This window comes from Kytococcus sp. Marseille-QA3725, assembly GCF_054950055.1.
Window position 1 is genome coordinate 280,728 of record NZ_JBUCLA010000001.1, and the last position, 21,942, is coordinate 302,669.

Here is a 21,942-nt window from a genome sequence, read left to right on the forward strand (position 1 = left end):
TGGTCGGCTCTTGCGTGATGCCGCGCCGTCACGGCCTCACCACTTGTATCGTTCTCCGTGCCATGATCATTCGCGGACGATCCCACCCCTCGGTCAGACAGCTCGCTGAGCGTGGTCTGGTGGGGAGCTTCGTCCTCGCCCGCGTCGTGCTCCTGGTGCAGGTCGGCCTGGTCGCCAGCGATGGCGTGGGCGAGGCAGTGGACCGGGCCGACTACCTCGTGGCTCTCAGCGCGGTCTTCGGGGTCAGTCTGCTGCTGCTCGGGGCACTGCTCCACCCTCGCGGACGGTGGGCTGCCTCGCCCCTGGTCGTGGCCGACCTGGGTGTTGCGGTGTCTCTGCTGGCCCTTCTGCCTCGTGCCCTGCCGAGCTATGAGGTGGTGGGGACCTGGGAGAACTGGGCTCCTGCCTACGTGCTCAATGCGCTGAGTGGGGCGTGGGTGGTGCTCCCCCGGTCCACGGGAGTGTTGGCCGGATTCCTGGTGGGCGCCCTCTACCTGGTGGTAGGGGTGCAGGACCCTTCCGCGGGCCGGGGCACCGTGTGGGCCAATGCCGCGACCTATCCCGGCCTGGGGCTGGTGGCGACGGCGCTCTTCCACTACCTGCGCAAGGTGGCCAGCGAAGCGGACGAGGCTCGGGCGCAGGCTGTCGAGGCGACGAGAATGCTGGAGCGTGAGGCGTACCGGGAGAGCGTGCACGACACCACGTCAATCCTGGCGCAGCTGGCCAGTCCGCTCACCCCGCCGGAGGTGCAGGAGTCCCTCAGGCGACAGGCGTTGCAGGAGTCGAACCGTCTACGCGCGTGGGTGGACGCCGGAAGGCCGGTGTCCACCGGGGAGTCCCCGACGCTGTGCGAGGTGTTGGAGCGGGCCTGTCGCGGGTTCGAGGACCTCCGGGTGCTGCGGAACACCGACCTGGCGACGGGCGTGGTGGTGGACGCGGCCACCGCAGACGCACTCGGAGCGGCTGTTCGCACCCTGCTGCACAACGTCCGCCAGCACGCGGGCGCGGGACAGACCGTGGTGCACGCAGACCGCCGGTCAGGCCGGTGGGAGGTGGTGGTCCGTGACGATGGTCGGGGGTTCGACCCCGCAACCGTCCGGATGGGCTTCGGGCTCCGTGTGCAGGTCCTCGAGGGGCTTCGGCGAGTGGGAGCCCGGACCCAGATCGACTCAGAGCCCGGACTGGGCACCTCCGTCACAATGACGGGGTGGCTGTCGTGACCCGCAGTCGACCGCGCGTCGCTCTTGTGGACGACCTGCCCGTCGTCCGGGAGGGATTCACTCTTCTGCACCCGCAGGTCGAGGTCGTCGCAGCCTTCGCGACGGTAGAAGCGATGGTGGAGGCCTTCCCGGGGATTCCCGCGGTGGATCTGGTGGTCCTCGACCTGCACCTGCGTACCTCCACGGGAGACCAGGCCCAGGGGCTGGCAGCCGTGCGGGCGGCCGCCTCGCTCGGTGTCCCGGTGTGTCTCTACACGGCTGAGGAAAGGCGTCTCGTGGTAGCGCGGTGCATGCAGCAGGGGGCCGACGGTGTGGTCCACAAACAGGACGCACCTGAAGAGGCCGCGAAGGCGTTCCAGGCCGTGGCTGCTGGGGGGACTCACCTGTCCGATTCGATCATCGGCCTGGCCGAGGTGCTGGATCGCAAAGGGGACCTGCCTGATCTCACGGAGCGTCAGCGCAGGGTGCTGGCGGGGCGTGCCCGGGGCGAGCCATGGCGCATCATCGCGCGTCGCCTGGGAATCTCCGAGGGGGTCGCCCGGGAGCACATGTCCGCGGTGGCCGGGAAGTTCGCAAAGCATCTCCGGGACACCTCGCCAGCGGATCTCGAGCACGCCCTGGGGCTCTCCCCGGGCGACCTGCTCGCTCCGTGAGCGGCCCTGACCGGTAGGACGCTTGGTGGCCACGGATACCGTGGACCGGTGACATCTGAGCGCCCTGGTCCCCAGCCCCCTCGTCAGATGCTCGGGGCTGGTGCCTCGTTGGCCCGGTCGGCATGGCTTCGGGGAGCCGCCGGGGCAGACCCAGCCTGGGACCGGTCCGGACGCCATCGCCGCCTGTGGGTGACAGGTGGAGGGCTGGTCGCTGTGACGGCCGGTGACCCCCCGGGGGTTCTCTGGCAGGTGTCTGTGGCGGGTGAGGTGCCCGATCTCGACGGAGACGGGGAGACTGACGGCATCGAGGTCTTTCTAGGCCAGGCCCAGGATGGTCCGTTGGCGGCGGTCGTGGTGGAGGACGAGGACTCCGTGGACCTTCCTGCGGGGGCTTCGTGGCAGGACCTCAAGGTGGTGGGGGCCGGGCTGGGGGAGGAAGATCGTGACGCTGCACTGGCGGCTGTGGCCCTCGCCCGGTGGCACACGAGGCACCGGTACTCCCCGGAGACGGGGGAGCCGACGGAGGTGACGGCCAGCGGCTGGGTGCGGCGGGCACCGGACGGCCGGCAGCACTTCCCGCGGACGGACACCGCGGTGATCATGGCGGTGGTCGACGACCGGGACCGGCTTCTGCTGGCCCGGGGCCCGTCCTGGCCCGAGGGGAGGTTGTCGGTGCTCGCGGGTTTCGTGGAGCCCGGTGAGTCCCTGGAGGCCGCGGTGGCCCGGGAGGTGCAGGAGGAGGTGAGCGTCAGCGTGGAGTCGGTCCGCTACGTGGGTTCGCAGCCCTGGCCCTTCCCAGCGAGCCTCATGGTGGCCTTCACCGCGCGGACCGGTGCGCAGCCGGACACCATCGCACCCGAGGCGCTGGAGCACGACGAGATCGCCGAGGCGCACTGGTTCTCACGGGAGGAGCTCGCGGCCGCGCTGCGGGCTCAGGAGGTGGGGTTGCCGGGTCCGATCTCCATCGCCCGGCAGCTCATCGAGCGCTGGTACGGCGGTCCGCTGCCGGTGGTCGAGGAGATCCGGGGGTCCGTGCGTGGCTGACCCCGAGCGGCTCCTGGAGGGCCTCGATCCCGAGCAGCGCCGCGTCGCGGCCCACCCGGTGGGGGCCATGCGGGTGCTCGCCGGTGCTGGGACGGGCAAGACCCGGGCGATCACGCACCGCATCGCCTACGGGGTGCACTCCGGGGCGTTCCCGGCCCAGCAGCTCCTGGCGGTGACCTTCACGGCGCGCGCGGCCGGGGAGATGCGCACGCGCCTGCGAGAGCTCGGGGTGCCCGGCGTCCAGGCCCGTACCTTCCACTCGGCGGCCCTGCGCCAGCTGCAGTTCTTCCACCCGCAGGTGGTGGGCGGCCCCCCGCCCCAGATCATCAGCTCCAAGGCGCCGCTGGTGGCCGAGGCGGCCGCACGGCTCCGGCTCCAGGTCGACCGGGCGACCGTTCGTGACCTGGCCGCCGAGGTGGAGTGGGCCAAGGTCAGCCTGCTCACCCCGGCCACCTACGCGGCCGAGGCCCGGCGGCAGGAGCGTGAGGTCGGTGGGCTGGACGCCTCCGCGATGGCCCGTGTCCTGGAGGTCTACGGGGAGGTCGCCAGCGACCGGGGTGTCATGGACTTCGAGGACGTCCTGCTCTCCATGCTGGGCATCCTGCGCGAGCGCGAGGACGTGGCCCGGACGGTGCGCAGCCAGTACCGACACTTCGTGGTGGACGAGTACCAGGACGTCAACGCCGTGCAGCAGGCGCTGCTGGAGGCGTGGACCGGGGAGCGGCACGACGTGTGCGTGGTGGGTGACGCCGCACAGACCATCTACAGCTTCACAGGGGCCACGCCGCGCCACCTGCTGGACTTCCCGAGCCGCCACCCGGACGTCACCTCGGTGGTGCTGCACCGCAACTACCGCTCCACCCCGCAGATCCTGCAGGTGGCCAACGCGGTCATCGCGGCCGACCCGCGGTCGGCCGGCGGCCGGGTGGAACTGCACGCGCAGCGTCCCGCCGGTCCGGCCCCCGAACTGTCGGTGCACGCCGACGAGGAGGCGGAGGCCACCTGGGTGGCCGGCCGCATCCGCGAGCTCACCGAGCAGGAGGACGTGACTCCCGGGGACGTGGCCGTGCTCTTCCGCACCAACGGTCAGTCGGAGGCCGTGGAGACCGCCCTGGCACGGGCCGGCCTGCCGTACCTGGTGCGCGGCGGAGAGCGCTTCTTCGCGCGGCAGGAGGTGCGCGCCGGCATCGTGCTGCTGCGCGGAGCGGTCCGCTCGGACGACGGCGAGGTGCCGCTGGTGCGGCTGACCGCGGACGTGCTCTCGGGTGCGGGGTGGACGCACGAGCCCCCGGCCTCCAGCGGTGCCCAGCGGGAGCGCTGGGAGTCCCTGCAGGCGCTGCTCACGGTGGCCGAGGACCTCGCGGCCGCCTCGCCCGAGGCCCGGATGGTGGACCTGGTGGCCGAGCTCGACCGCCGCGCGGCCGAGCAACACGCCCCGGCCATGGACGGCGTCACCCTCGCCTCGCTGCACGCCGCCAAGGGGCTGGAGTGGCCGGTGGTCTTCGTCATCGGCTGCTCGGAGGGGCTGCTGCCCATCTCGCTGGCGCGCACCGGCGAGGCCGTGGCCGAGGAGCGCCGGCTGGCCTACGTCGGCATCACGCGTGCCCGGGACCGGCTGCTCCTCACCCGGGCCCGCGGGCGTCCGGGGTCGCGCGGACAGCGCGAGCCGTCGCGCTTCCTGGCCGGTGCCGCAGAGTTCCTCGGCGACGAGGCCGTGCCGCAGCGCGCCGTCGAGAGCAGCGGTGGCGGGCGCGGGCGCACCCGTCGCCGTCCGGCGTTCTGCCGCCAGTGCGGGGAGCCGCTGGAGAACGCCACCCAGGCCAAGGTGGGGCGCTGCGCGGACTGCCCGCCGGAGTACGACGTGGAGACCTTCGAGGCGCTCAAGGCCTGGCGCAAGGCGCTCTCGCTGGGGCTGTCCAAGCCGGCGTTCGTCATCTTCACCGACGCCACGCTGGAGGGGATCGCCACGGCGGACCCCTCGGAGGTGGCCGACCTCGCGGGAGTGCCGGGCGTCGGGCGGGCCAAGCTCGAGCGCTTCGGGCCGTCGGTCATGCGGGTGCTCGGCGGGGAGGACCCGCAGGAGGTCGCGCAGGAGCTCGTCGACGCCGGGTCCTGAGGCCCGGTCCGCGCCGTGGGCCGGGTCGCCGACCGGGCGTGAGGGTCTCGGATCGGTCACGATGACCGGGGCGGATGAAAAAGGGTTTGCCCCCTCTCACGGGGGCTGTCTACTGTGATCGCACACCTTCCGGGGCGCTGTGTCGCGCCCTGCCGGGTGGGTCCGTGTCCGCGATCGAGGAAAGGAGTGAGAACCGTGAACAACACACTGAACGCCGTGGCCGTCGTCCTGCGTCCGGTCGTGGCCCCGACCCCCGTCGGCCTCACGCGCGACCACTCCGCCTCGGTCCGCGCCGCCGCCTGACGAGGCGCGAGCCACCACCGGACCCCCACCCCGTGTGATCCGCCCCGCGGATCCACGCCCCCGGCACCGTGCCCAGCGCACGGTCCCGCCCACGCCGCACCGCACCGCCGTCGCACCGGCCTCCCGGTCGCCGCCGTGGGCCCCTGCACCCGCATGGACCCGGAAGGAACTCCCAGGCATGTCAGCCCTGGCAGAACACCACCAGACCCTCCTCGACACCGCCCTCGAGGCCGGCGGCAGCCTGCCCTGCCTCCAGCACGACCCCGACACCTGGTTCGCCGCCACCCCCGCAGGCGTCGAGCACGCCAAGACGCTGTGCCGCGACTGCCCCGTCCGTGCCCTCTGCCTGGAGGGTGCCCTGGAACGGCGCGAGCCGTGGGGCGTCTGGGGCGGCGAGCTCGTCGAGGCCGGCCGCGTGCTCGCCCGCAAGCGTCCTCGTGGGCGGCCCCGCAAGCACCCCGTCGCGGCGTGACCCGCCGCCTCAGGGTGCCGGTGCAACCCCTGTGCACCAGCACTCCGGGTGCACCCCGAAACGCTGCACGGCCGGCACGGGGGAGTGGGCCAGCGCGCTCACGCGTGCCGGTCCCTCCTCCGGCTCACCGGCCCCGTCCAGCAGCCACAGCACCGTGCGGCTGCCCCAGCTGATCGCCCAGTCGACCAGATCGGCCGGGGCCCGCCCCACCGGTGGCCGCGGGTCGGGGCGCGGCGCCTCCGTCGACCGGTCCAGGTACTCCGCCGCCAGCTCCTCGGGGCGCATCTCGTGGCGGGCCACGCACTCCAGGCACGCGCGGCCGGGCCGGACCGCGGGGCCGATCCCCACCCATCCGGGTGTCACCAGCACGGGCAGGTGGGGGATGCGGGCGCCGACGAGCCGCCGCAGCCCGATCGCGTCCGTGCGGGCGGGCAGCACCGGCACCACGAGGTCCGCGGCGCACGGGGATCCGTGGTCCCCCAGGAGGTGCCACCACCGGGCCGCGCGGTCGGGCCCGAGCACCTGCCCCACCCCGCCGTCGGTGAGGCGCTCGACGAGCCCCCGGGCCACCTCGCCGACGGACTCCGTGCCCGCCCACGGGGGACCGGTGTCCACCACCACGGTGGCCCGGTCGCGCGCCTCGACGGTCGCCCACCCACCGGTGCCGCCCGCCGCCTGCAGGCTCTGCACGGCCTGCCGCAGCCGGTCGCGGCGTCGCCCGCACATCGCCCGTGCGCGGGGCGGGTCAGAGACGTCCACCACCGCGTCGAGCTCGCGCAGCCGGGCCACGAGGCGCGCCCGCTGGTCCGGCTCCAGCCCGGCGTCCTCCAGCGCCGCCCGGTCGCTCCGTTCGGATGCCGGGGCCAGCAGCGAGCACAGGTAGGCGTACTCGGGGTGGGACAGCCCGGGCACCTCCACCGAGCGTCCCGGCGGGCTGCCCAGCTGGACGACGCCGTCGGGACGCAACACGGGACGCAGGCTGTGCGGGAGCCTCACGAGTTCGGTCATGGCCGCACCCTGACAGCCTCCGGGCACCGGCCCCGCTGGTTCGTCCACAGCCCTTCGGAGCGGGAGGACAGGGGTGTCCCCGCCGCGGGCTAGCGTTCAGCCCATGAACGAGCCGATCAGCCTCCCGGGACCCGACGTCGAGACCACCGAGCTGCCCGACCTGGCCCTCCACCTGCTGCCCAACGGGCGCGGGGAGATCGCCGTCGTCGAACTGGCGCTGCCGGACAAGCGCAACGCCATGAGCGAGGAGATGACCGACTCCTGGGCGCAGGCCGTGGCCCGGCTGCGGGAGCGTGACGCCCTGCGCGCCGTGGTCGTCACCGGCCGCGGGTCGGCCTTCTGCGCCGGCGGTCAGCTCGACTGGATCGTCTCCGAGCCGGACGCGTCGGCCACGGCCCTCCGGGAGCGCATGGCGCGCTTCTACGCCACGTGGCTGTCCGTCGGGCAGCTCGAGGTGCCCACCATCGCCGCGGTGAACGGTCACGCGATCGGGGCGGGTCTGGCCATCGCCCTGGCCTGCGACCTGCGGGTCGTCTCCGAGGCGGCGACGCTCGCCATGCCCTTCACGGCCCTGGGTCTGCACCCGGGCATGGCCTCCACCTGGCTGCTGCCGCAGGCCGTGGGCCTCCCGGTGGCGCGCGACATGCTGCTCACCGGCCGGAAGGTCAAGGGCTCCGAGGCCGTCGGGCTCGGTATGGCCTCGCGGGCCGTCGAGGCCGAGCAGGTGCTTCCGGAGGCCCTCGAGATGGCCCGTGCCGTGGCGGACACCGCCCCGCAGGCGGCCCGGCTCACGACGGTGGCGCTGCGCGAGGGCGGCCACCGCTCGCAGGCTGATGCGCTGCAGTGGGAGGCGCTGGCCCAAGGCGTCACGCTCACCACCGCGGACCTCGCCGAGGGCATCGCCGCGGCCGCCAAGCGCAGGGTCCCGGAGTTCACCGGCCGATGAGCCAGCGGGGGCAGGAGACGGGGGAGCAGCCGTGGGACGGGGTGCGGGAGGACCCGGAGGTCGTCATCACCCGCAGCCCGCGGCGCCGCAAGACACTGTCCGCGCGCTGGCAGGACGGCAGGGTGGCGGTCGCGGTGCCGGCCGGCATGCCGCCGGAGACCGAGGCCCGGGCGGTGGACGAGCTCGTGCAGAAGGTGCTGCGCAAGCGGCGCAACGCCTCGGACGTGGACCTGCTGCTCGCGCGGACGCGGCGTCTCGGTGAGCTCTACCTCGACGGGCTGGCCGTGCCCACCGACATCCGGTGGGTCGCCAACCAGCACTCACGGTGGGGTTCGTGCACCAGCGGCCGCGGCACCATCCGGCTGAGCGACAGCCTGCAGGACATGCCCGAGTGGGTCGTCGACGCGGTGATCGTGCACGAGCTGGCCCACCTGCTCGAGCGCGGGCACGGCCCGGCCTTCCGGGCGTGGGTCGAGCGCTACCCGCGCTACGCCGAGGCCATGGCCTTCCTCGACGGCGTCTCGCACGGCTGGGCCCACCCGCGGCCCTGACCGGGCAGCGCCGGGGGTGGAGCGGGGTCAGCCCTGCGGGGACCCGGAAGAGCCGTCCGACCCGTCCTCGGGGGCGGGGCCCTCCGGGTCCTCGGGAGAGCCCGTGCCCGAGGCCCCGTCGCCGGCGGCGTCCTCGAGCAGCTTGGCCAGCTCGGCGTCGAAGTCGGTGCCGGTCGCCTCACCGGGCTCGTTGCGGCCCCACGCCTCGACGTACCCGAGCACGTCGTCCAGCGCGCCCGCGTCCGGCGCGATGTCGGGGTGGTCCCACACCGCGTCGCGCGCGGAGGCCCCGTGGCGGTCCTCCATGGCGGCGAACAGGTTGGCGGCGTCACGCAGACGGCGCGGCCGCAGCTCCAGGCCGACCAGGCCGGAGAAGGTCTTCTCCGCCGGGCCCTGCGTGGCACGGCGGCGCCGGACCACCTCGGCCAGGGCGTCGGCGTTCGGCAGCGTGCCCCGGGTGGCCCGGTCGGTCACCACGTCCACCCAGCCCTCCACGAGGGCCAGCCAGGTCTCCAGGCGCGTCAGGGCGGCCTTCTGGGCGTCGCTCGGCTCGGGGTGGAACAGCCCGCCGGCCAGCGCGGACTGCATCGCCTCCGGGTCGGTCGGGTCCACCGAGGAGAGCTTCGACTCGATGCCCTCGGTGTCCAGCCGCATGTCCGCCCCGTAGGCGCGCACGGCCTCGAGCACCTGGCTGCGCACCCACGGCGCACCGGCGTACAGGCGCTGGCGGGCGCTCTCGCGGACGGTTAGGAAGAGCATCACCTCGGCCGGGTCGATCTCCAGCCCGTCGGCGAAGGCCCGGACGTTCTCCGGCAGCATGAGCACCTCCTCGTCGGGCACCAGGGGCAGACCGACGTCGGTGCCGGAGACCACCTCGTGGCTCAGCGCACCGGCCGCCTGGCCGAGCTGCAGGGAGAACATCGAGCTGGACATCTGGCGCATCATCGGCGCCATCTGCCCCATGATCGCGTTGATGTCCATGCCGCCGGGCAGGGCCATGCCGGGCGGCAGCTGCGACTGCAGGGCCTCCGGGTCGTCACCCAGTCGGTCGGTCAGCGACGAGGCGACCGCCTCGTTCACGCCCTCGGCCAGCGGGGTCAGGGCCTCCACCCAGGCCGGCAGCGTGGTCTCCACCCACTCGGCCCGGCTCACGACGCGGGCCGTGCCGTCGAGCGCGGAGAAGTCGGTGACCGCGTCCAGCCACAGCGAGGCCACGTTGCCCACCTGCTCCACGTCCCGCTGCGAGGCGTCGCTCACGGTCGCGTCGCCGCCCTGGGCCGCGGCGCGGCGGGCGACGTCGGTGGCCAGCTGGGCGTTCACCGCCTCGTCGCCGCCGGAGAACATCGCCTGCAGCTGGGCCTGCATGGCGCCGAAGGCAGCCGGGTTGTTCGTCATCATCGCGGCCATCGGGTTGTCGGCCGCACCGGCCGCCCCCGCCGCGCCGCCCGCGGCACCACCCGGTGCGGCGGCGCCGCCCAGCCCCAGGGCGGAGAGCATCTCGTCCACCTCCGGGGAGTCGACCGCGTCGCCCAGGAACTGCCGCAGCATGTCCTTCATGGGGTCCTCGCCCGACGGGTCACCCGGCGTGCCCGTGGCGTCCCCGGTACCCGCCGAGCCCCCGGTGCTCCCGGAGTCCCCGGTCCCACCGGCCGACGGCGTGCCCTCGGTCCGTTCGGGCTCGTTGCCGCCCGTGCCCCCGGTCGGGTGCTCGTCCTCGGCGCCCGAGTCGTCCTGGGGCAGGTGGTCCTGGCTCATCGTTACCTCCCGGTCGTGGTGAGGGGTGAACACTCGACGGCCGCCGGACCTTCCCGCGGTCACCCCGGTGCGATGATGTCGCAATGACCTCCGGCCACGACACCGCCCGCCGGGTTCCCGCTCGACGCGCTCGGCGTCCCCGGTCGGCGATCCTCACGATGCTCGCCGCCCTGCTGCTGGTGCTGGCGGTCCTGGCAGCCAATCTCATCACCGCCCCCTACGTCCTGTTCAAGCCAGGCCGCGCCTACGACGTCCTGTCCGACGAGGGGCCGGGCGACGCCCCGGTGCTGAGCATCTCCGGTCACGACACCCACCCGACCGAGGGCTCCCTGCGCATGACCACCATCGGCATGTACGGCGGGCCGGGGCACGAAGTGAGCTGGTGGGACGTGGGCATGTCCTACTTGGGCGGCCGGGACGAGATCCTGCCGCGCTCGAAGGTCTTCCCCGAGGAGGTCACCCAGGAGCAGGTGGACCAGCGGAGCACCGCGCAGATGGTCGGGTCGCAGTCCGGTGCCTCGACGGTCGCGCTCCGCGCGGCGGGCGTGAAGGTGACCGAGGAGATCGTCGTCGCGCAGGTGCTCGAGGACGCCCCGGCCGCCGGCAGGCTCGAGGTCGAGGACGTCGTGCGCTCCGTGGACGGTCACCGGACCGGGTCCGTCGAGCAGGTCCAGCAGCGCATCCGCGCGGTCGAGGCGGGGGAGTCGGTGCGCCTGGGCATCGAGCGGGACGGCTCCCGCCGCTCGGTGACCGTGCCCACCGAGCGCATCGACGGCCGCACCGTGGTCGGCGTGGCGCTCACCACGGTCGCCGAGAGCCCGGTCGACGTGACGGTCGAGGCCGGCTCGGTCGGTGGTCCCTCGGCCGGGATGATGCTGGCGCTGGGCATCTACGACAAGCTCACCGAGGGGGCCCTGACCGGGGGAGAGGACATCGCCGGCACCGGCACCATCGACTCCAAGGGGCAGGTGGGGCCGATCGACGGCATCGAGCAGAAGATGGCCGGCGCCCGCGAGGCCGGGGCCACCTGGTTCCTCGCCCCGGACGACAACTGCGAGCAGGTGGTCGGCCACGTGCCCAAGGGCATGCGCGCCATCGCGGTCACGGACTTCCAGGAGGCGCGTCGCGCGGTGGAGGCCATCGCCGACGACCGCGCCGACGACCTGCCCACCTGCGAGCAGGAGCTCGACCGCGGCTGAGCGGTCCCCGGCGCCTCAGTCCTGGAGGCTGGCGGCCAGCGCCATCTCGAGCTCGTCGGCCACGTCGTGGGCGAGGGCCACCGAGTCGTCGCTGTCGTGCTGCTGCAGGCGCACCAGCGTCAGTCGCTCGCCGGATCGGTGCGCGGCCACCAGCAGCCGCACGGCCTCGGTCTCACCCTCGGTGGCGTCCGGTGCGGCCCGGCGCCGCTCCACCGCGAGGGCGCACCCGGTCACGGTCCCCGGCCAGGCGAGGTGGCCCAGGTAGTCCGTCAGGTCGGTGCCGGCGGGCAGCTCCTGCTCCACGGCGGTCAGGGCGCCCGCGTCGGCCAGGGCGTCGGCCAGGGAGGGCTCGGCGGCCACCAGGTCGGTGGTCGGCACCAGGGCGAACGCCCGGTCCGGCTGGCCCCAACCGTCGGCGGCCACGTGCTGCTCGGTCTCGCGGGCCACGACGAGCAGGTCGCTCGGCGGGGCGCCGGGCCCCTCGGCATCGGGGGACGGGGTGCTGCTCTGCGTCGTTTCCACGCCCCCAGTCTCCCGCACCGCCCGGGCGGTGGGCGCGGATGTGACGTGTCCTACCCTGAGGCCCCACCTGCCCCCTCCTGTCGCGAAGGACGGCCTGCGATGGCGTCTCCGGTCCCCACCCTGCGCCGCGGACCCCGGCGGCTCCTGGCCGTCCTGGGCGCGATCCTGGCGCTGGTGGTCGCGGTCTCCCTCGGGGCTGGCTTCTGGACGGACCTGCTCTGGTACCGCTCGGTCGACCACCAGGGGGTCTACTGGCGGGTGGCGCTCTGGGCCGGGGGACTGTTCGTCCTCGGCTTCGCCGCCAGCTGGCTGGTGGTGGCCGGCGCCCTGCGGGCGGCGTACCGCTCGCGCCCGGCCCGCGACCCCGAGATGGCCCCCTTCGACCCGGTTGAGAAGTACCGGCAGCAGGTCGCCGGGTCGCGCCGCCTGCTCATGCTCGGCATCCCGACCCTGGTGGGTCTGTTCATCGGGCTGGCCTCCGCCAGCGCCTGGCGCGAGGCGATGCTGTGGTGGCACCGCGAGCCGTTCGGCGAGGTGGACCCGCAGTTCGGGCACGACATCGGCTTCTACCTCTTCACCGTCCCCCTGCTCGGCATCGTGGTCGACCTGCTGCTGGCGGTGCTGCTCATCGCGCTCGTGGGGAGCGTGACCACCCACTACCTGGCCGGTGCGCTGTCGGTCCGCCGGCACGCGGACGGGCACCACGTCACCCCGGCCGCCGCCCTGCAGATCGGCGCCCTGGTCGCCGCCGCCCTGGTCACCAAGGGGCTCGACCTGCTGGTGGGCCGCTGGGAGCTCACCACCGTGATGGGGCCGCGCACCGCCGGGCCGGGGTACACCGACGTGCACGCCCGCCTGCCGATGCTGGCGATCCTGGCCCTGACGGCCGTACTGCTGGCCGGGGTGGTGCTCTGGTCGGCGCGGCGGCGCGTCTGGAAGCTCCCGGTGGCCGGCCTGGCGGTGCTGGTGGTCACCTCGCTGGTGGGGCTGGGCATCTACCCGGCGCTGCTGCAGCGCTTCCTCGTCGACCCGTCGGCCGCCTCCCGCGAGGCGCCGTACATCCAGCGCGGCATCGACGCCACCCGCGCGGCCTACGGCATCGAGGACGTCGAGGTCGTGCCCTACGACGCGCGCACCGCGGCCACCGAGGACGCGCTGGCGCAGGACCGGGAGTCGATCCCCGGTGTGCGCCTCATGGACCCGGCGGTCATCAGCCGCACCGTCAAGCAGCTGCAGGGCATCCGGAACTACTACCAGTTCCCCGAGGCGCTGGACGTCGACCGCTACGAGGTCGACGGCGAGCCCGAGGAGCACGTCGTGGCCGTGCGCGAGCTGGACCTGGACGGCCTGCCCGCCTCGCAGCGCAACTGGGTGAACGACCACACCGTGTTCACCCACGGCTTCGGCATGGTGGCCGCGGACTCCTCGGAGAAGTCCGCCAAGGGCGAGCCGGTGTTCACCGAGCAGAACATCCCGCCCACCCAGGAGCTCGGCGGTGAGGACTACGAACCGCGCGTCTACTTCGGCGAGTTCTCGCCGGAGTACTCGATCGTCGGCGCCCCGGAGGGGGCGGAGCCGCGTGAGCTCGACCACCCCGACGGCTCGGACACGGGGCAGCGCAACACCACCTACGACGGCTCCGGCGGCGTGCCGGTGGGCAACTGGTTCAACCGGCTGGCCTACGCCATCACCTACGGCGAGGGGAACTTCCTGCTCGCCGACGCGTTCAACAGCGAGTCGCGCCTGCTGGACCACCGGACCCCGCGGGAGCGGGTCGAGCGCGTGGCGCCCTGGCTGACCCTGGACGGCGACGCCTTCCCGACCGTGGTGGACGGCCGCATCGTCTGGGTGGTGGACGGGTACACGACCTCCACCGACTACCCCTACTCGGAGACGACCAATCTCGAGCAGGCCACCGCCGACGGCGCGACGGCGCAGAACTCCAACCTTGCCACCGCCAGCGGTCGGGCGAACTACCTGCGCAACTCGGTGAAGGCCACGGTGGACGCCTACGACGGCTCGGTCACCCTCTACGCCTGGGACGAGGAGGACCCGATGCTGAAGGCCTGGCGCAAGGCCTTCCCGGGAACGGTCAAGCCGCGCTCGGAGATCAGCGGCGAGCTCATGTCCCACCTGCGCTACCCGCAGGACCTGTTCAAGGCGCAGCGGGAGATGCTGCAGCGCTACCACGTGACCTCGGCCGGGGCCTTCTTCGGCGGGCAGGACTTCTGGCGCGTGCCGCCGGACCCGACGCAGGACGACGAGCGGGTGCAGCAGCCGCCCTACTACCTGGGCGTGCAGATGCCGGGGCAGGAGGAGCCGCGCTTCTCACTGACCAGCACCTTCAAGCCGGTCGGTGAGCGGGAGGTGCTCTCGGGCTTCCTGGCCGTCGACGCCGATGCGGGCTCGCAGGCCGGCACCCCGCGCGACGGCTACGGGGACCTGCGCATGCTGGAGCTGCCGCGGGAGACCAGCGTGCCCGGTCCGGGGCAGGTGCAGAACGACCTGACCTCGTCGAACACCTCCTCGAAGGACTTCTCGCAGACGCTGTCGCAGTTCCTCTCGCTGAACCAGCAGCGGGGGTCGGACGTCGAGTTCGGCAACCAGCTCACGCTGCCGGTCGGCGGTGGTGTGCTCTACGTGGAGCCCATCTACGTGCGCTCCACGGGGGACTCGAGCTACCCGCTGTTGCGGCTCGTGGTGGTCGCCTTCGGCAACGAGCTGGCCTGGGGCGACACCCTGGACTCGGCCCTGGAGCAGCTCTTCTCGCAGGACGGGGGGTCCGGCGACGGCAAGGGTGACGGCGACGGCGGCCAGAGCGGTGACGGGAAGGGTGACGACTCCTCCGGAGCCACGGACGAGAAGGCGCTCGCCGAGGCCCTGCAGGACGCCGAGGACGCGATGAAGGAGGCCGACGAGGCCCTGGAGGAGGGCGACTTCGCGGCCTACGGCAAGGCCCAGGAGAAGCTGCGCGACGCCATCGAGCGCGCCACGAAGGCCTCCCCGGAGGGCGGCCGGGTGACTGTGGATCCCTCCGCTGAGGCCCCGGAACCGCAGGAGTGATGCGCGTCTCACGCCGCGGGCTTGCATGGAGGTCCCCTGTCCCGTAATGTATGTCTCTGCCGACGCGGGGTGGAGCAGTTCGGTAGCTCGCCGGGCTCATAACCCGGAGGTCACAGGTTCAAATCCTGTCCCCGCTACCAAGTGCCCACCGTCTCGAGAGAACATCTCGGGGCGGTGGGCTTTTTCGTGTCCGGAGACGTGCTCGGGGAGGGGTCGTCCACCCCCGGGTCCCGCTCCGGCGGCACTGATGGGGTACACGGTGTCCCGAGTGGGTACGGTTGGGTGCGAACCATCGCGGTTCACCCTGCTCGTCCGCGATTCACCGAGGAGACCCACGTGTCCGTTCAGTCCGCCCAGAACACTGCCGCGCCCGCGGCCTCGACCGGTCGTCGCCGCGTCGTGATCGTCGGTTCCGGTTTCGGTGGCATCGCCACCGCCACGGCACTGGCCGACGCGAACGTCGACATCACGCTCATCAGCAAGACCGACAGCTTCCTCTTCGTGCCGATGCTGTACCAGGTCGCCACCGGTCTGATCACCGAGCACGAGGTCGCCCCCGCCATCGGCGAGGTGCTCTCGGGTCAGGACAACGTGACGGTCGTCCAGGCCGCGGTCACCGACATCGACGTCGAGGGCAAGGCCGTCATCGCCACCATCGACGGCGCCGAGGCCCGCTACTCCTACGACGACGTGGTCTTCGCCGCCGGTGCCGGCCAGTCCTACTTCGGCAACGACCACTTCGCCGAGTTCGCCCCCGGCATGAAGACGGTCGAGGACGCCCTCTATCTGCGCTCGCTGATCTTCGACTCCTTCGACCGCGCGGAGACCGCCGCCGCCGAGGGCCGCATGGAGGACGCCCGCAAGGCCCTCACCTTCGTCGTCGTCGGCGCCGGCCCGACCGGTCTGGAGCTCATCGGCCAGCTCGCGGAGATCTGCAACCGCACCCTGACCGACCAGTACCAGCACATCGACACCACCCAGGCCCGCCTGATGCTGGTCGAGGGGCTGGGCCAGGTCATGCCGCCCTTCTCCGAGAAGCTCGGCGCCTCCGCGCAGCAGCAGCTGGAGGACCTGGGCGTCGAGGTGCGCCTGAACACCATGGCCACCGACGTGGACGCCGACTCGATCACCCTCACCGTGAAGGGCCAGGAGCCCGAGCGTGTGGAGGCCGGCACCAAGATCTGGGCCGCCGGTGTGCAGGCCGCCCCGATCGGCAAGGTCGTCGCCGACAAGGCCGGTGCCGCCACCGACCGTGCCGGCCGCGTCGAGGTGCAGCAGGACCTGACCCTGCCGGGCCACCCGGAGATCTTCTTCGTCGGCGACATGATCAAGCTCGAGGGCGCCCCGGGCGTGGCGCAGAACGCCATGCAGTCCGGTGCGCACGCCGGGGAGACCATCGGCCGCCGCACCGTGGGCCTGGAGACCACCGAGCCGTACCAGTACCACGACAAGGGCTCCTTCGCCGTGATCGCGCGCGCCAAGGCCGTGGGTTACCTGGGTGCTGACAAGAAGATCGAGCTCACCCGCGTCCCGGCCTGGCTGATGTGGCTGGGCATCCACCTGGCCTACCTGCCGGGTCTGCGCAACCGTGCGATGGCCCTGAAGGCGTGGGTCACCGACGCCATCGGCGCCCCGTCGCCGGAGGTCAAGGAGATCACCTCCCACCAGGCGCCGAGCACCCACCTCGGCGAGCGCGCCCGCGGCTGACCCCGCCCGCGCGGCGACGCGTTCGAGCAGTCCCGACGCCCTCCCACCGGATGCCTGTGCGGAGGGCGTCGGGTTGCGACGTAGGGTGGCGCGCATGCCCGTGGAGCTCCCCCTGGTCGAACGCACCCTGCCCAATGGCCTGCGCGTGGTCGTGCAACCCGACCGAACCGCCCCGGTGGTCGCCGTCAACCTGTGGGTGAGGGTCGGGTCCGGGCACGAGGAGCCGGGGCACACCGGGTTCGCGCACCTCTTCGAGCACCTCATGTTCCAGGGGTCGGCGAACGTGGCCACCGGGGAGCACTTCGCACGGCTCATGGAGGTCGGCGGCTCGGCCAACGCGACGACGGCCCTGGACCGCACCAACTACTTCGAGACGCTGCCCTCCGGCGCGCTGGACCTGGCGCTCTGGCTGGAGTCCGACCGCCACCTGCTGCTGCGCGAGGCGCTGGGCCAGTCGACGCTGGACAACCAGCGCGCGGTCGTCGTGGAGGAGAAGCGCCAGCGCTACGACAACCAGCCCTACGGCAGCGCCTTCCACTGCATGCAGGCGGCGCTCTTCCCGGCCGGGCACCCGTACCACCACCCGACGATCGGTTCCATGGACGACCTCGCGGCGGCCTCGCTGGCCGACGCGCACGCCTTCCACACCCGCCACTACCGGCCGGACACGACCGTCCTCACGCTGGTGGGCGACGTCGACCCCGAGCACGCGATGGAGCGGGTGGCCCACTGGTTCGGCGACTGGCAGGCCCCTGCCGAGCCGCCGCAGACCCCGCCACAGGCGCCTCTCGGGCCGCTCACCGGTGACGGTCCGCGCTTCACCCACGTGCCCGACGGCGTTCCCTCCACCCGGGTGCACGTGGCCTTCCGCGCACCGGGGGAGGAGGACGCCGACCACCTGCCACTGGCCATGGGCATGGACGTCGTGGCCGGCCTGGCCTCCTCCCGCCTCTCGGCGCGGATGCTGCGTCGCGAGGAGTCCGTCCACGGAGTCTCCGGGCACGTCCTCGGCTCGGCCGCCGGGGTCTCCCCGGGGTTCGTGGTCGCCGACGTGGCCGACGGGCACGACCCGCGGGCGGTGGCCGCCACCATCGTGGAGGAGCTGGGGCGCGTCGCGCAGGAGGGCGTGTCCGCCGACGACGTCAGCACCGTCATCGCCGACAGCGAGCGCGCCTGGCTCTCCAGCCTGGCCCACGTGGACCAGCGGGCCGACGTCCTCGGGCACTTCGCCAGCCTGCGCGGGGGAGCCCCCCGGGCCTGGGAGTGGTTGGACGAGGTGCGCGGCGTGACCACCGAGCAGGTGCAGGCCGCCGCCGAGAGGTGGTGGCAGCCCGGCGCCTTCGAGGTGCTGGTCTTCGAGCCGCAGGAGGAGACGCGATGAGCACGCCGGACCGCACCACCGCCCCCGGGGTCGAGACCCCGCGCCCGTGGGCCCACCCCGACTCCACCGTCCACGAGCTCGACGGGGCCCGCTCGGTGCGGGTCTTCGAGATGCCGGGTCAGCCGGTCGTCTGCGTCGAGATCACCCTGCCCATGCCGTGGGCCGCCGAGCCGCGGGAGCTCGAGGGCATCGGCGTCATCGTGGCGGCGACCCTCGAGGAGGGGACGCAGGACCACTCGGCCGACGAGCTGGCCCGTGCCTTCGAGCGGGCGGGCGTGGACCTGGGCATCAGCTCCACCGAGCTCGGGCTCGTGGTGAGCCTGGAGATGACTCCCGAGCACCTGACGGACGGGCTGGACCTGGTGACCGAGCTGCTGGCCCGCCCCACCTTCCCCGAGGCCGCCGTGGCCCGGGAGGTCCGGGGCCGGCTGTTCGACATCGCGCAGGAGATGAACACCCCAGCGGTGCGGGCGGCGCGGGAGTTCGCGGCGCTGCTCCACGGCCCCGAGGCCCGGGCCGGGCGTCCGGGGGCGGGATCGGCCGAGACCGTGCAGGCCGTGACCCGCTCCGACGTGGTGGCCCACCACCGCGCGTGGGTGCGCCCCGCCGGTGCGCAGGTGGTCGTGGCCGGGCCGGTGGGGGCCTCCGAGGTGGTCGCGGCCGTGCAGGAGCACCTGGTGGACCCCTGGCGTGAGGCCGTGGCCGGGTGGGAGGAGCCGGCGGGGGAACTGTCCGTGACCGGCACGGCACCGGGCGCCACCACGCCCGCGTCCGCTGCCGCCTCGGCACCGGGGACGGGAGGGGCCGACGACGCCCCGCTGGAGCTGCTCGTCATCGAGCGCCGTGGCGCCGCCCAGACCGAGGTGCGCCTGGGCTGGATCGGCCCCACCCGCCACGTCGAGGGCGGATACGCCCCCTACGCGCCGCTGGCGGTCCACGTGGGTGCCTCGCCCACCTCGTTGCTCGACGAGGTGCTCCGCGAGGAGAAGGGCTGGACCTACGGCATGCGTGCGGCCTTCCGTCCGAGGGCCGGGCGGGGCGAGTTCATGGTCTCCGGCAGCTTCACCACCGAGGCCACCGCCGAGGCCGTGCACGAACTCGTGCGCCTGCTGCGGGGAGTGGACGCCGGCATCGAGGAGGCGGATGCGGTGGCGGCCCGCGACTTCGCGCTGCTCACCGCCCCCATGCGCTACGCGACCGGCCAGGTGGTGGCCCACGAGGCCGCGGTGCTCGGGCTCGACGGTCTCTCGCCGGAGTTCACCACGCGCACCCTGGCCGAGCTGGCCGAGGTGGACGCCGCGGCCATGACGCGCGCCTGGCGCCGGTGGTCCGGCGGCCGCTGGGTGATGGTGCTCGTGGGCGACCACGCCGTGTGGGGCGCGGGCCTGGACGGCCTCACGCCCCACACGCGGGTGCTGCCGGCGCCCGGCGTCTGAGCCGGGCACCGTCAGGAGGAGCGGCGTTGGTGTCTTCCTCGAAGCCGTCGTGGGTTGCGGAGCTGCGGGTCAGGGTGACCGCAGGCTTGCCGGTCAGAGCGTCAGGTAGGTAGGTGGCGCTCGCGGGTATCCGGGTCCCGGCGACCCGTCCAGGGCGCACCGGGGGCAGGTGCCAGTGACGACGTGACCACGACGTCATGCTTATGCACCCGCAGGGGCTTGCGGGCCTTGGTCACCAGCCGATCCTTCTGGTCACTGAGCGGCTTCATGAGGAGCGCCCGGCCACGGCCCTTGTCAGGGAACTCGACGTGCAGTGCGATCCTGATGGAGGAACAGGCCATGGCCCTGCGGCCGAAACCCATCCGGTCCGAGACCTCTGGTGCGCGACTCCAGAGTGCCAGCAGACCCATGGTTCCGATGACCTTGCGGACGATCTCGTCGGGGAGGTCTTGCGGTGGGCGGGCGCCGGGGTAGGTGTAGTCCTTCACCTCGATGAGCCAGAGATCGTCTCCGTCGATGGCCACCACGTCACAGCCCTTGATGCCGAATCCCCTGGCGTCGGAGTACTCCGGGGTGTCGTCGAACGCCAGCAGGTCCCACGCGGCCGGGAAGGTCAGGATGGTGCCGTCGACGGACAGTGCGTTCGCCATGGCTCACCAAGTGAGGTACCGGTCGGACTGCTCGGCCTCGGCCGCAAGGGCGGCGAACATCCCGAGGTCATCCAGGGCGTCAACGGTCTCGGCCACCACCGGGGCGGTGGTCGAGTCATGCTCTCCGTCGCGCCGAAGACCGACGTAGCGGATCGGAACCTCCATGTCGCTCATGGCCATCTCCCGGAGCAGGTACATGCTGTGGGTGGTGACGAAGACCTGGGAACCTTGTGCTGCGAGAGTCAGCAGTGCGTGGGTCACCGCCTTCTGTGACCGAGGGTTCAGGTTGGCCTCGGGCTCGTCCCAGAACAGGTATCCACCTTGCAGGAGCACTCCGTTGGCGACGAGCCGCATCACCATCGCCAGCTTGCGGTGGCCCTCGGCCAGAAGGGATGCCTCGAGGTTGCCCACACCGGGCTGGCTCAGGAAGAACTGGCCGTCCTTCTCCACCACGGTCCCCCCGTCCAGGAGTGCGGAGAAGGGCTGCATGACCTCAGCGGCGTTGGCCGCTCGTGGACCCCGAAGTGCCGGGCGCTGCAGGAGAGCGACCGTGTCCCGCCAGGTTTCCTCGAAGGGCGTCACGCGCGTGTCATAGAGCGCCGTGAAGCTGGCTCCCAGCGACAACAACTCGTGGGAGGGCAGAAATACGGGAGTGTCGTCGAGCTTGCGATTGGGAATGCTGTCGACAGTGACCTCGGTACGGGACTGCGAGGAGAAGTTGTACGACAACGGCTCGCCGATTCCTGCGAATTTGACGGAAAGGTCAGCGGAGGTGCGACCTCGGAGGCGCCGCGCCAAGCGGCCCAGAGAGGCAGGGCGAAAGACACCCTCCAGTTTGGATGCCAGCCGACGCTGCAGTTCCGCCTTGGTGAGGTGGTCGCTCTGTACCAGGGTCGCAGTGCTGGCGTAGAGAAGCTTCAACAGCTGGGACTTGCCCGTGGCGTTGTCACCGACGATGACATTCACTCCGGGGGCTAGATCGATGTCCACCCGCTCGAACGGGCCGAATGACTCGGCGCGGAGTTGCGTCACGGGGTGCTGTGCCATGCGGCGATCGTAACCGTGGGCGACCACGCCGTGTGGGGCGCGGGCCTGGACGGCCTCACGCCCCACACGTGGGTGCTGCCGGCGCCGGGTCCCTGAACCCGGGTGCCGCGGGTCAGCAGCCGACCGGCGGCACCGTGATGGCGAAGTCGGGGAGGAACACGCGCTGGTCGCGGTCCTGGTGGTTGCTGGTCTCGGCCCAGTTCTCGTAGGTGACGGTGAACTGGGTGAGGTCCTCGCCGTGAGCGGCCACGTTGTTGGCGCCGGACTCGTTGGGGATGGTCTCTGCGTAGGTGGAGCGGTACCAGAGGCGGCCGTCGGCCACCTGGATCTCGTCGAGGTTGGCGCTGGGGGTGGTCGTGAGGTTGGTGGAGAACCCGACTGCGTCCCAGAAGTCCACGGCGGTCTCGTCGGCGTAGTAGTCCAGGTCCGTCACCTGGAAGTCGATGGTGGCGATCGCGCGGTCGAACGTGAACGTGACGTCCTGGTAGCCACCCTGGCCCTGGTGGTTCAGGTCGTTCTGGTGCAGCACCAGGCCGCTCTGGCCCGTGCCGCCGATGTCGAAGTTGCTCAGGGCCAGGTTGTCGTTGGCCGTGCCGAGCCCGTCGTCGGTGGGCACCCCGCCGGCCTCCATGTTGACGAAGGTGGCGTTCACCTCCATGCGCAGGGAGCTGCCGTCGGAGAGGGGGATGTCGTAGTAGCCGTGGGTGTCCGACACCCGCGTGTAGTGGGCGGACTCCCAGTCCACGGTGCAGGGGATGGGTGTGCAGGGGCTGGCGGCGACGGCGGGGGCGGCGGTGACAGCGACGGCGGGCGCACTCCAGGCAGCGCCACGCAGCACGGCGCGACGGGTGGCCTGGGCGGACTGCTTC

General features: G+C 72.7%; 18 protein-coding genes and 1 tRNA gene. 13 read left to right on the plus strand and 6 right to left on the minus strand.

Annotation, left to right across the window (positions count from 1 at the left end):
* The first annotated feature begins 119 nt into the window (after nt 1–119).
* The 5 genes from ACY8FT_RS01350 (at nt 120) to ACY8FT_RS01370 (ending at nt 5,808) form a co-directional block, all read left to right on the plus strand.
* Nucleotides 120–1,220 carry a sensor histidine kinase gene (locus ACY8FT_RS01350; RefSeq protein WP_462417154.1) on the plus strand — a complete coding sequence of 367 codons (1,101 nt, stop codon included), beginning with the start codon at nt 120–122 and terminating at the stop codon, nt 1,218–1,220.
* Nucleotides 1,208–1,873 carry a response regulator gene (locus ACY8FT_RS01355; RefSeq protein ID WP_462417155.1) on the plus strand — a complete coding sequence of 222 codons (666 nt, stop codon included), beginning with the start codon at nt 1,208–1,210 and terminating at the stop codon, nt 1,871–1,873. The genes ACY8FT_RS01350 and ACY8FT_RS01355 overlap by 13 nt, the downstream gene beginning before the upstream one ends.
* A gap of 267 nt (nt 1,874–2,140) precedes the next feature.
* The gene (gene nudC / locus ACY8FT_RS01360; protein WP_462417156.1) at nt 2,141–2,917 is read left to right on the plus strand and encodes an NAD(+) diphosphatase; all 777 of its coding nucleotides are present in this window, start codon (nt 2,141–2,143) and stop codon (nt 2,915–2,917) included.
* Nucleotides 2,910–5,033, plus strand: a complete 2,124-nt coding sequence (locus ACY8FT_RS01365; RefSeq protein WP_462417157.1) for an ATP-dependent DNA helicase UvrD2 — start codon at nt 2,910–2,912, stop codon at nt 5,031–5,033. The genes nudC and ACY8FT_RS01365 overlap by 8 nt, the downstream gene beginning before the upstream one ends.
* Before the next feature lie 481 nt (nt 5,034–5,514).
* Nucleotides 5,515–5,808 (plus strand): WhiB family transcriptional regulator, encoded by a 294-nt coding sequence (locus ACY8FT_RS01370; RefSeq protein WP_462417158.1) that lies wholly within the window; start codon nt 5,515–5,517, stop codon nt 5,806–5,808.
* A gap of 9 nt (nt 5,809–5,817) precedes the next feature.
* Here ACY8FT_RS01370 and ACY8FT_RS01375 read toward each other — a convergent pair whose 3' ends face one another.
* Nucleotides 5,818–6,816 (minus strand): hypothetical protein, encoded by a 999-nt coding sequence (locus ACY8FT_RS01375; protein WP_462417159.1) that lies wholly within the window; start codon nt 6,814–6,816, stop codon nt 5,818–5,820.
* A 103-nt stretch (nt 6,817–6,919) separates the two neighbouring features.
* Between ACY8FT_RS01375 and ACY8FT_RS01380 the strand changes: the two genes are divergently transcribed.
* Both ACY8FT_RS01380 and ACY8FT_RS01385 read left to right on the plus strand, forming a co-directional pair.
* The gene (locus ACY8FT_RS01380; RefSeq protein WP_462417160.1) at nt 6,920–7,762 is read left to right on the plus strand and encodes an enoyl-CoA hydratase/isomerase family protein; all 843 of its coding nucleotides are present in this window, start codon (nt 6,920–6,922) and stop codon (nt 7,760–7,762) included.
* Nucleotides 7,759–8,313, plus strand: coding sequence for a M48 metallopeptidase family protein (locus ACY8FT_RS01385; RefSeq protein WP_462417161.1), 555 nt, complete (start codon nt 7,759–7,761; stop codon nt 8,311–8,313). The genes ACY8FT_RS01380 and ACY8FT_RS01385 overlap by 4 nt, the downstream gene beginning before the upstream one ends.
* Before the next feature lie 27 nt (nt 8,314–8,340).
* Here the strand turns inward: ACY8FT_RS01385 and ACY8FT_RS01390 are convergent, their stop codons facing one another.
* Nucleotides 8,341–10,068: a zinc-dependent metalloprotease gene (locus ACY8FT_RS01390; RefSeq protein WP_462417162.1), complete on the minus strand. Its 1,728-nt coding sequence runs from the start codon at nt 10,066–10,068 to the stop codon at nt 8,341–8,343.
* Nucleotides 10,069–10,151: 83 nt separating this feature from the next.
* Here ACY8FT_RS01390 and ACY8FT_RS01395 point away from each other — a divergent pair, with 83 nt between their 5' ends.
* Nucleotides 10,152–11,267, plus strand: coding sequence for a YlbL family protein (locus tag ACY8FT_RS01395; protein ID WP_462417163.1), 1,116 nt, complete (start codon nt 10,152–10,154; stop codon nt 11,265–11,267).
* A 15-nt stretch (nt 11,268–11,282) separates the two neighbouring features.
* On the opposite strand, the gene ACY8FT_RS01400 is transcribed toward ACY8FT_RS01395, so the two are convergent.
* A complete protein-coding gene (locus ACY8FT_RS01400; protein WP_462417164.1) occupies nt 11,283–11,789 on the minus strand; it encodes a PPA1309 family protein in 507 nt (168 codons plus the stop codon).
* 99 nt (nt 11,790–11,888) lie between these two features.
* Between ACY8FT_RS01400 and ACY8FT_RS01405 the strand changes: the two genes are divergently transcribed.
* The 5 genes from ACY8FT_RS01405 to ACY8FT_RS01425 all read left to right on the plus strand — a co-directional run bounded on the left by ACY8FT_RS01405 (nt 11,889) and on the right by ACY8FT_RS01425 (nt 19,376).
* Nucleotides 11,889–14,852, plus strand: a complete 2,964-nt coding sequence (locus tag ACY8FT_RS01405) for a UPF0182 family membrane protein (protein ID WP_462417165.1) — start codon at nt 11,889–11,891, stop codon at nt 14,850–14,852.
* 63 nt (nt 14,853–14,915) lie between these two features.
* Nucleotides 14,916–14,992 (plus strand) — tRNA-Met (locus ACY8FT_RS01410).
* 196 nt (nt 14,993–15,188) lie between these two features.
* On the plus strand, nt 15,189–16,559 hold the full coding sequence (locus ACY8FT_RS01415; protein ID WP_462417166.1) for an NAD(P)/FAD-dependent oxidoreductase: 1,371 nt from the start codon (nt 15,189–15,191) through the stop codon (nt 16,557–16,559).
* A 94-nt stretch (nt 16,560–16,653) separates the two neighbouring features.
* Nucleotides 16,654–17,940 (plus strand): M16 family metallopeptidase, encoded by a 1,287-nt coding sequence (locus ACY8FT_RS01420; RefSeq protein WP_462417167.1) that lies wholly within the window; start codon nt 16,654–16,656, stop codon nt 17,938–17,940.
* Nucleotides 17,937–19,376, plus strand: coding sequence for a M16 family metallopeptidase (locus tag ACY8FT_RS01425; RefSeq protein WP_462417168.1), 1,440 nt, complete (start codon nt 17,937–17,939; stop codon nt 19,374–19,376). Before ACY8FT_RS01420 ends, ACY8FT_RS01425 begins: the two co-directional genes overlap by 4 nt.
* Before the next feature lie 101 nt (nt 19,377–19,477).
* Here the strand turns inward: ACY8FT_RS01425 and ACY8FT_RS01430 are convergent, their stop codons facing one another.
* The 3 genes from ACY8FT_RS01430 to ACY8FT_RS01440 form a co-directional block, all read right to left on the minus strand.
* Nucleotides 19,478–20,026: a hypothetical protein gene (locus tag ACY8FT_RS01430; protein WP_462417169.1), complete on the minus strand. Its 549-nt coding sequence runs from the start codon at nt 20,024–20,026 to the stop codon at nt 19,478–19,480.
* Between the two features lie 3 nt (nt 20,027–20,029).
* The gene (locus ACY8FT_RS01435; RefSeq protein WP_462417170.1) at nt 20,030–21,073 is read right to left on the minus strand and encodes an AAA family ATPase; all 1,044 of its coding nucleotides are present in this window, start codon (nt 21,071–21,073) and stop codon (nt 20,030–20,032) included.
* Between the two features lie 112 nt (nt 21,074–21,185).
* Nucleotides 21,186–21,818 carry a hypothetical protein gene (locus ACY8FT_RS01440; RefSeq protein ID WP_462417171.1) on the minus strand — a complete coding sequence of 211 codons (633 nt, stop codon included), beginning with the start codon at nt 21,816–21,818 and terminating at the stop codon, nt 21,186–21,188.
* Between the last annotated feature and the right edge of the window lie 124 nt (nt 21,819–21,942).